General features: G+C 66.3%; 9 protein-coding genes. All 9 read left to right on the top strand.

Features of this window, described 5'->3' with window-relative positions; translation table 11 throughout:
• Positions 1–633 (top strand): AAA family ATPase (locus WBQ44_RS11670; RefSeq protein ID WP_495566853.1); only part of this gene is annotated, 633 nt, incomplete at its 5' end.
• Positions 634–716: 83 nt separating this feature from the next.
• Positions 717–3,386, top strand: a complete 2,670-nt coding sequence (gene alaS / locus WBQ44_RS11665; protein ID WP_495566852.1) for an alanine--tRNA ligase — start codon at positions 717–719, stop codon at positions 3,384–3,386.
• 2 nt (positions 3,387–3,388) lie between these two features.
• Entirely contained in the window at positions 3,389–3,976 is a 588-nt protein-coding gene (gene ruvX, locus WBQ44_RS11660; RefSeq protein ID WP_495566851.1) for a Holliday junction resolvase RuvX, read from the top strand.
• Entirely contained in the window at positions 3,973–5,394 is a 1,422-nt protein-coding gene (locus tag WBQ44_RS11655; RefSeq protein WP_495566850.1) for an endolytic transglycosylase MltG, read from the top strand. The genes ruvX and WBQ44_RS11655 overlap by 4 nt, the downstream gene beginning before the upstream one ends.
• 3 nt (positions 5,395–5,397) lie before the next feature.
• Positions 5,398–6,207: a shikimate dehydrogenase gene (locus WBQ44_RS11650; protein ID WP_495566849.1), complete on the top strand. Its 810-nt coding sequence runs from the start codon at positions 5,398–5,400 to the stop codon at positions 6,205–6,207.
• Between the two features lie 161 nt (positions 6,208–6,368).
• Complete coding sequence (locus WBQ44_RS11645; protein WP_495566848.1) at positions 6,369–6,971, top strand: prepilin peptidase; 603 nt, start codon at positions 6,369–6,371, stop codon at positions 6,969–6,971.
• A 12-nt stretch (positions 6,972–6,983) separates the two neighbouring features.
• Entirely contained in the window at positions 6,984–8,171 is a 1,188-nt protein-coding gene (aroC, locus tag WBQ44_RS11640) for a chorismate synthase (RefSeq protein WP_495566847.1), read from the top strand.
• Positions 8,168–8,731, top strand: a complete 564-nt coding sequence (locus WBQ44_RS11635; protein WP_495566846.1) for a shikimate kinase — start codon at positions 8,168–8,170, stop codon at positions 8,729–8,731. Before aroC ends, WBQ44_RS11635 begins: the two co-directional genes overlap by 4 nt.
• Positions 8,732–8,756: 25 nt before the next feature.
• On the top strand, positions 8,757–9,597 hold an 841-nt coding region (gene aroB, locus WBQ44_RS11630), incomplete at its 3' end, for a 3-dehydroquinate synthase (RefSeq protein WP_495566845.1).

Genomic DNA, 9,597 nt, shown 5'->3' with positions numbered 1-9,597 from the left:
GTGCTCGACTTGGCAACCGTCGAGGCGAGCGTCGACAAGGCTGCGGTGCGTTACGACCGTGACGGCGACCAGCACTACGACGTCATCAGTGCGTTCATCAAATCTATTCGTGGTTCGGACGTCGACGCTGCGTTGCACTACCTCGCCCGCATGATCACCGCGGGGGAGGATCCTCGTTTCATCGCCCGCAGGCTGGTCGTACACGCGAGCGAGGACGTGGGTATGGCAGATCCGACGGCGCTGCAAACGGCCACTGCCGCGGCTACCGCAGTGCAGCTCATCGGTATGCCCGAGGCGCGATTGGCTCTGGCGCAGGCAACGATTCACCTTGCGACGGCCCCGAAATCGGGAGCTGTCATCGCTGCGCTCGGCGCTGCGATGGCAGACGTTGCGGCAGGCAAATCCGGTGCGGTGCCGGCGCATTTACGCGACGGGCACTACAAGGGGGCTGCGGCTCTCGGGAGCGCGGTCGGGTACAAATTTCCGCACGACGACCCGGGCGGGGTGCTCAAACAGCAGTACCCGCCGGACGAGTTGGTGGGGGTCGATTACTACCGGCCGACCGATCACGGTGTCGAACGCGAGATTGGTCCCAGGGTGGGGAAGTTGCGCCGGATCGTTCGTGGTCGCTGAGGGCGCCGCGGGTAGCCGAGGAGAGGAACACGCAGGTCGCGGGGACTGCGCGATGCACGGGGTAGGGGCGTTAACCTGTACCAGTGCAAACCCATGACATTCGTCGTCGTTTCCTCGACCACTTCGTGAAGGCCGGGCACACCGAAGTGCCCAGTGCCTCGTTGGTGCTCGACGATCCGAACCTGCTCTTCGTCAATGCGGGCATGGTGCAATTCGTTCCGTACTTCCTGGGTCAGCAGACGCCGCCCTTCGCCAGGGCGACCAGCGTTCAGAAGTGCGTTCGCACTCTCGATATCGAGAACGTCGGTATCACCACGCGGCACAACACCTTCTTTCAGATGGCCGGCAACTTCTCGTTCGGTGACTATTTCAAGCGCGACGCGATTCGGCATGCGTGGTCGCTGCTGACCTCGTCGGTCGAGAACGGCGGCTACGGCTTCGATCCAGAGCGCATCTGGGTCACCGTCTACCTCGACGACGACGAGGCCATTGCACTGTGGAAGGAACTGGCGGGGATTCCCGACGAGCGCATCCAGCGCCGTGGCATGGCAGACAACTACTGGTCGATGGGTATCCCCGGCCCGTGCGGTCCCTGCTCGGAGATCTACTACGACCGCGGCCCTGAGTACGGCGCCGAGGGTGGCCCCGAGGCCGACGAGGATCGGTACATCGAGATCTGGAACCTCGTGTTCATGCAGAACGAACGCGGCCAGGGAACCGGCAAGGACGATTTCGAGATCCTGGGCCCGCTCCCCAAGCAGAACATCGACACCGGCATGGGCGTCGAACGTGTCGCGTTCCTGTTGCAGGGCGTGGACAATGTCTACGAAACCGATCTCGTGCGGCCGGTCATCGCCAAGGCCGAGGAGCTCAGCAGTCGGCGTTACGGCGCCAACCAGGCAGACGACATTCGCTTCCGTGTCATCGCCGATCATGCACGGACGGCCGCGCTGCTGATCTCCGACGGAATCAACCCGGGCAACGACGGTCGTGGCTACGTGCTTCGTCGTCTGCTGCGTCGCATCGTGCGCTCCGCCCGTCTGCTGGGTGCACCCGATCAGAGCATGGCCGAGCTGATCACCGTCGTGCGCGACACCATGGCCGAGTCCTACCCGGAACTCGTCACCGGCTTCGATCGAATCCTCACCGTGTCCGTGGGCGAGGAGACGGCGTTCCTCAAGACCCTGACATCGGGTTCCAAGCTGTTCGACACCACGGCCGAGGCGGTCCGGGCGTCGGGCAAGAAGACCATTGCCGGGGCTGAAGCGTTCGCTCTGCACGACACGTACGGCTTCCCGATCGATCTCACACTGGAGATGGCGTCCGAAGCCGGCCTGCAGGTCGACGAAGAGGGCTTCCGTTCGTTGATGACGGAACAGCGCCAACGAGCGAAGGACGACGCCCGCGCGCGCAAGCATGCGCACACCGACCTGTCCGTCTACAAGGACTTCGTCGACCGCGGCCCGACCGAGTTCACCGGATTCGACGAATTGTCCTCGGAGGCAACGGTTCTGGCGTTGATCTCGGGCGGAGTCCGGGTTCCGACGGCCACTGTGGGTGAATCGGTCGAGGTCATCCTCGACCGATCGCCGCTGTATGCAGAATCGGGTGGTCAGATCGCCGACATCGGAACCATCACTGCCCCGGGCCTGAAGGTGAAGGTCGACGACGTCCAGAAGATCGCCAAGAAGTTGTGGACGCACAAGGTGACGGTCGAGGCCGGTCAGATCACCGAGGGCGACGTCGTACGCGTTGACGTGGACCCGGCGTGGCGCAAGGGTGCGACGCAGGGGCACTCGGGCACACACATGGTGCACGCTGCACTCCGGCAGGTCCTCGGACCCAATGCGACACAGGCCGGTTCTCTCAACAAGCCCGGCTACCTACGCTTCGACTTCTCGTGGCAGGGAGGGCTCAGCGACTCGCAGCGTGACGACATCGAGGCCGTCACCAACGATGCCATCGGCGCCGACTACGCGGTCAACACCTCGATCACCGACCTCGACACCGCCAAGGCGATGGGTGCGATGGCGCTGTTCGGCGAGAACTACGGCGATCGGGTTCGCGTCGTCGAGATCGGCGGCCCGTTCTCGATGGAGCTGTGCGGCGGAACGCACGTCCAACACTCATCACAGATCGGCCCCGTCACACTGCTCGGCGAGTCGTCCGTCGGGTCCGGCGTCCGACGTGTCGAGGCCTTCGTCGGTCTCGATTCGTACCGCTACCTCGCGAAGGAGCGCGCCCTTCTCGCAGGCGTGGCGTCGACTCTGAAGGTCCCCACCGAAGAGGTTCCGGCTCGAATCGAGACGCTCGTCGAGAAGCTACGTTCCGCCGAAAAGGAATTGGAAGCGGTCAAAGCCGCGTCCGTCCTCGCGAAGGCGGGCGAATTCGCGGCGAACGCCGAGCGCATCGGTAGCGTTCGAGCCGTCATCGCCCAAGCTCCGGAAGGGGTCGGAGGCAACGATCTACGCGGACTGGCGTCGGATGTTCGGGGCCGGCTCGGCAATGACCCTGCTGTGGTGGTGCTCTTCGGTTCGGTGGACGGCAAGGTTCCGTTCGTCGTGTCCACGAACCGCGGCGCGCAGGATGCCGGAGTCAAGGCGGGCGAGCTCGTCAAGAGCTTCGGACCTGCGATCGACGGCCGGGGCGGTGGCAAAGCCGACTCCGCCCAGGGGTCCGGTTCGAACCCGGACGGCGTCCCGCAGGCGATCACCGCGGTGCGTGCCCGGATCGCCGAAGCCGCCGACTCCTGATCGTGGCAGATCCGACGCAGCCCACCCCACCGCAGCCGACCCCACGAACTCGTGAACCCGACCGTCCCGGCGCAGACGACCCGGGCCCCGGTCGGCGGATCGGTATCGACGTGGGGAGCGTTCGTATCGGTGTTGCCTCGAGCGACCCCGCCTGCGTTCTCGCCACTCCGGTCGAGACCGTCGCTCGGTCGAAGGCCAAGGGCAGTGACGCATCCGACGTCGCCCGCGTCGTCGCGATAATTCGTGAGTACGAGGCCGTCGAGGTGGTCATCGGGCTGCCGCGTACGTTGCGCGGTGAGAGCGGTTCGGCGGTCAAGGCCGCCGAAGGATTCGCTCGCCTGCTTCAGCGAAGGATTCCCGACGTCCCCATCCGCATGGCGGACGAGCGGTTGACTACCGTGAGCGCCACGCGCGCCCTGCGCGAGAGCGGGGTCCGAGCGAAGTCGCAACGGGCGGTCATCGACCAGGCCGCAGCGGTCGCGATCCTGCAGGGATGGCTGGACGAGCGTTCCTCTTCTCTCGCAGTGCAACAGAACACCAGTCACACCACATCGGCAGAGCCAGGGCGTACAGCGGAGGTCGGCGAGTGAACAACAGGCAGTACGAGGACGAAGCGCACACCGACCCGATCGGGTATCGGGTCGATGAGGGCAGCGAATTTCACAACGCTGTTCATGGGGCGGCTGTTCATGGGGCGGCTGTTCATGGGGCGGCTGTTCACGGACCAGCTGTTCAGAGGGCGGCTGTTGATCGGGACAGTACCGACATGGCGGGTGCACACGGCCGGGACGCAGGTCCGCGTGAGGTGGGGCAGAGCCGCGCGGAGAGCAGGCAGGTGCGTGCGGCGCGGACCCGCAGGAAGCGCGGCCGCGTCGTTGGACTCGCTCTCGGATTGATCTTGGTGCTGGTACTCGCCGGAGGCGGGTGGTTCGTCTACGACAGGCTCAGCGGCGGGCCCGCGCTGCCCGACGATTATGCGGCGGGCAATCCGGGTGACGCGGTGGTCGTTCGGGTGCAATCCGGTGACACTGCCGAACAGATCGGTGTCGAGGCCGTCGACAAGGGCGTCGTAGCGAGCACGGGTGCGTTCATGGGTGCGGCGGTGCAGAACTCTGCAATAGAGGCCGTGCAACCCGGTTACTACCTTCTGCCGAGCAATGTTCCTGCGGCCGAGGCGGTTGATGCGTTGGTCGATCCGGCTGCGCGCGTCGGCGGCGTCGTCATCTCGGAGGGCAGGCAACTGCACGATTCTCGCGACGTCAACACCGATGCCGTGAAGAAGGGCATCTACACCTTGCTGTCGGAGGCCAGCTGCATCGACACGACTGGTGTGGGTACTCCGACGTGCATTTCGTACGACGAGTTCAATGCGGCAGGCGCGACCGAAGATCCGTCGGCGCTCGGGGTGCCCGACTGGGCATCGACACGCATTCGCGACGTACCGGACCGTGATCGTCAGCTCGAAGGGCTGATTGCGGCGGGGAGCTGGGACATCGATCCGACGTCGTCCGCTGCGGACATTCTGCGTCAACTGGTCACCGACAGCGCGCAGACGTACGAGGACACCGGCATCCTGACCGCGGGTAGCGGCTCGGGGCTCGATCCGTACCAGACGCTGGTTGCGGCGTCACTCGTCGAGCGCGAAGCGCTGCCTGCCGACTTCAGCAAGGTGGCGCGCGTCATCATCAACCGGTTGGCCGAACCTCAGCAGCTCGAGTTCGATTCGACGGTCAACTACGCCCTCGACACCACTGAGGTGGCCACCACCGATCTCGACCGCGCAACGGTGACCCCGTGGAACACGTACGCGATGGAGGGCTTGCCCGCCACGCCGATCGCCTCCCCGAGCGTCGCTGCGGTCGAAGCCGTCGAGTCACCCGCGGAGGGCGACTGGCTGTACTTCGTGACCATCAATCAGGCGGGCGAGACGCTGTTCACGCGCGAATACAGCGAGCATCTCGCGAACATCGGCAGGGTCGAGGACGGATTCCTCGAGAGCGGTCGCTGATCGGTGCGCGCTGCTGTACTGGGTAGCCCGATCGCGCATTCCAAGTCGCCACCGCTCCACCGGGCAGCGTATGCGGTGCTCGGGCTGCACGACTGGACGTACGACCGAATCGAATGTACGGCCGAGCAACTCCCGGCCCTGGTCGGAGGCTTCGGCCGAGAGTGGGTCGGGGTGTCGGTGACGATGCCGGGCAAGGTGGCGGCTCTCGAATTCGCGCACGAGCGCACCGAACGTGCCGTTCTGGCCGGGTCCGCGAACACGCTGATCAGAACGGCTGCCGGGTGGCGCGCAGACTGCACCGATGTCGACGGGGTCCGAGGAGCGTTGGAAGAGAACGGAATTCGCAATTTGACAGGACGGTCGGTCGTCGTGATCGGTGCGGGCGGTACCGCCAGGCCGGCCGTCATTGCGCTTGCTGCGCTCGGTGCGGCGTCGGTCACCGTCGTGGCCCGCTCGGAGCTGCGGTCGCGCGAGACGCTCGCATGCGCACAGGCATGCGGACTCGACGTGGCCTACCTCTGCGTGGACGACCTCGGTTTGGCCGACGTGGCGTCGAGGTCCGCGGTTGTCGTCAGCACCGTCCCCGCGGTCGGCGTTGCGCCCGTTGCGGAGATGATCGCGAACGCACCGGTCGTACTGGATGCCATCTATGATCCATGGCCGACACCACTGGCCCAGGCCGTTCAGCGGGCGGGTGGCACGGTCGTCTCGGGTCTCGAGATGCTACTCAATCAGGCATACGGACAGGTCGAGCAGTTCACCTCTCTTCCAGCGCCGCGCCGAGCCATGCGCGCGGCGCTCGACATCGGCTGACGCAGGTTCCCCTCGAACCGACCTCACCCGGAAATCATCGCCGGCACGGCGTTCTCCACAGGCACGGCGTTCTCCACAGGCACGGCGTTGCTCCACAGGCCGATGTGCGACCAGCCGTATGCGCGTGATGAACCCGCAGCCGTCGACGAGCATCGTGTGCCATGTCGTGGATGTCGTTCGTGCAGCCGTTGCTGTTCTCCGTCGCCGGTCTGCTCGTGGGTTGTCTGACCGACCGGGCGCTCAGGCGTTTCGTTCCGTCGTGGCGGCCGGTGGGGTTGCCGATCGTGACCTCGTGCATGTGGGCGGTCGGTGCGATGGTCGGCGCCGGCACGGCCACGTTCGCGTTCCTGTCGTGGTGCGCGTGCCTGACATGCATCGACGTCGGGTCCAGACGCCTGCCGAATCTGTTGACCGCCGCCGGGGCGGTCGCAGTACTCGTGTACGCCGCGACCGTCGACGGCCTCGGCGCCGCGCTCGTGGGCGGCACCGGGTTGTTCTGCTGCTACCTGACGGTGCACGTCGGCCTGCCTGCGGCGTTCGGAGCCGGGGATGTGAAGCTCGCTTTCGCGTTGGGCGCCGTTGCCGCGTCGGTCGGTACAGACGCCTGGGTTGCTGCTGCACTGCTCGCGCCGCTGCTCACCGGCGTCACCGGTCTCGTGTTCGCAGCACTGCAGCGACACGGATCGGGCGCGTGCCGCTCGGTGCCCCACGGGCCGTCGATGTGCCTGGCGACCCTGCTGGTCATGGCGGCGCCCATGGCGTGAAAAGATGACTCCGTGCTGCGCTGGATTACCGCCGGAGAATCTCACGGCCCCGCCCTCGTGTCCATCCTCGAAGGAATGGTCGCGGGTGTCGAGGTGACGACCGACGACATTGCCACCCAACTCGCACGGCGGCGACTCGGCTACGGCCGCGGCGCACGGATGAAGTTCGAGGCGGACAAGGTCACCATCACCGGGGGAGTACGGCACGGCCGAACGCTCGGCGGGCCCATTGCCATCGAGGTCGGCAATACGGAGTGGCCGAAGTGGGAGCAGGTCATGTCGGCCGATCCGGTCGACGAGAGCGTGCTCGCCGATCTCGCCCGCAACAGTCCGCTCACGCGTCCGCGCCCGGGCCACGCCGACTACTCGGGCATGCTCAAGTACGGGTTCGACGACGCCCGTCCGGTTCTCGAACGTGCCAGCGCGCGCGAGACCGCGGCCCGCGTGGCCATCGGCACCGTTGCCCGCCGGTTCCTGAAGCAGGCGTTCGGAGTCGACGTCGTCTCGCATGTCATCTCGATCGGTCCGTCGGATCCCTACGTGGGCCCGCCCCCCGAGGGTGACGATCTGGACGCGATCGACGCGAGCCCCGTGCGTGCGTTCGACAAGGCCGCCGAAGAGTCCATGATCGCCGAGATCGAATCTGCGAAGCGCGACGGCGACACCCTCGGTGGCATCGTCGAGGTCGTCGTACACGGACTCCCGGTCGGCCTCGGATCCTTCGTCAGCGGTGGTCGACGCCTCGACTCGCGCCTCGCCGCAGCGTTGATGGGCATTCAAGCCATCAAGGGTGTCGAGGTCGGCGACGGCTTCGAGACAGCCCGCAGGCGCGGCAGCGCCGCTCACGACGAGATGAAGCCCGGTCCCGACGGCATTCTGCGGTCGACCAACCGCGCGGGTGGCCTCGAAGGTGGAATGACGAACGGCGAAGCGCTGCGTGTTCGCGCAGCCATGAAGCCGATCTCCACTGTTCCCCGTGCCCTATCGACCGTCGATATGACGACCGGCGAGGAAGCCGTCGCAATCCACCAGCGGTCCGACGTGTGCGCCGTTCCGGCTGCGGGTGTCGTGGCCGAGACGATGGTCGCCCTTGTCGTGGCTCAGGCGGCGCTCGAGAAGTTCGGTGGCGATTCGCTCGCGGAGACGGTGAGCAACGTCGATCACTACGTGAAGGGCTCTGCGGCCCGCCCACCGCGATGACTCCGTACGCGGTGCTGGTCGGACCACCCGGCGCCGGCAAGTCGACGATCGGTCGCAGAGTGGCCGCTCAACTCGAACTCGAGCTCCTCGACACCGATGTCGCGTTGGAGCGGCGAACCGGTCGGACCATCGCCGACATCTTCGCGGTCGACGGCGAACCCGCCTTCCGGGAGATCGAGGAACAGGTGGTCGCCGACGCGTTGGCGCACCACACCGGAATCGTCTCCCTCGGCGGTGGATCCATTCTGTCCGAACGTACCCGGGCCTTGCTGGCGCAGGTGCCGGTCGTCTACCTGGAAATCAGTGTGGCAGAAGGGCTTCGGCGCACCGGTGCCAATTCGGCGCGTCCGCTGCTGGCCGGACCCGACCCGCGATCGCGCTATCAGCAGCTGATGCGCGTTCGCCGTCCGCTGTACCGGTCGGTGGCAACCATCCGAGTGCGTACCGACGGCAGAAGCCCCTCCCGCGTGGTCGGGCAGGTCGTTGCGAAGCTGAAGCAGCATCACGACGGTGCGGGGAGCGCGACCCCGCCCGCACATGCACGATCCGACGAACAGTGAAGTCACGAGTGGATGAGGTGAACCGATGACAGACCCAGTGCGCGTCATGGTGGAAACTGCCCAGCCGTACCCGGTGATCATCGGCAGGGGACTGCTGACCGATCTCGTGGAGGAGCTCGCCGGTGTGGCCACCGTCGCGATCTTCCATCAACCGCCCCTGGCGGAAACAGCCGAGGCCGTGCGCGCGGCGTTGGCCGAGCGCGGCATCGATGCTCACCGGATCGAGATTCCGGACGCCGAAGACGGCAAGGAGCTCGCCGTCGCGGGATTCTGTTGGGAGGTGCTCGGCCGCATAGGTATGACTCGTAGCGACGCAGTCGTCAGTCTCGGCGGCGGTGCAGCCACCGACCTTGCAGGGTTCGTCGCCGCGACGTGGATGCGCGGCGTCAAGATCGTCCACGTTCCGACCACTCTGCTCGCGATGGTCGACGCCGCGGTCGGGGGCAAGACTGGCATCAACACCGAGGCAGGCAAGAACCTGGTCGGTGCTTTCCACGAGCCGTCGGCAGTACTGGTGGATCTCGCCACCCTGGAAACGGTTCCGCGGAACGAGATCGTCGCCGGTCTGGCCGAGGTCATCAAGACGGGGTTCATCGCCGACCCCGTAATTCTCGACCTCATCGAAGCCGATCCGGCTGCGGCGCTCGATCCAACGGGAACTGTTCTGCCGGAATTGATTCGGCGCTCCGTCGAAGTGAAGGCGCGCGTTGTCGCCGCGGATCTTCGTGAATCCAGTCTGCGTGAGATTTTGAACTACGGGCACACTCTGGGGCATGCCATCGAGCGGCGCGAGCGGTACCGCTGGCGCCACGGCGCGGCCGTGGCGGTCGGGCTCGTTTTCGCCGCCGAGCTCGGCAGGCTCGCGG

Source organism: Rhodococcus sp. (in: high G+C Gram-positive bacteria), from assembly GCF_049591685.1.
GTDB lineage: Bacteria > Actinomycetota > Actinomycetes > Mycobacteriales > Mycobacteriaceae > Rhodococcoides.
Note: the sequence above shows the minus strand (reverse complement) of the source record. Positions and strands in the feature narration are given on the sequence as shown.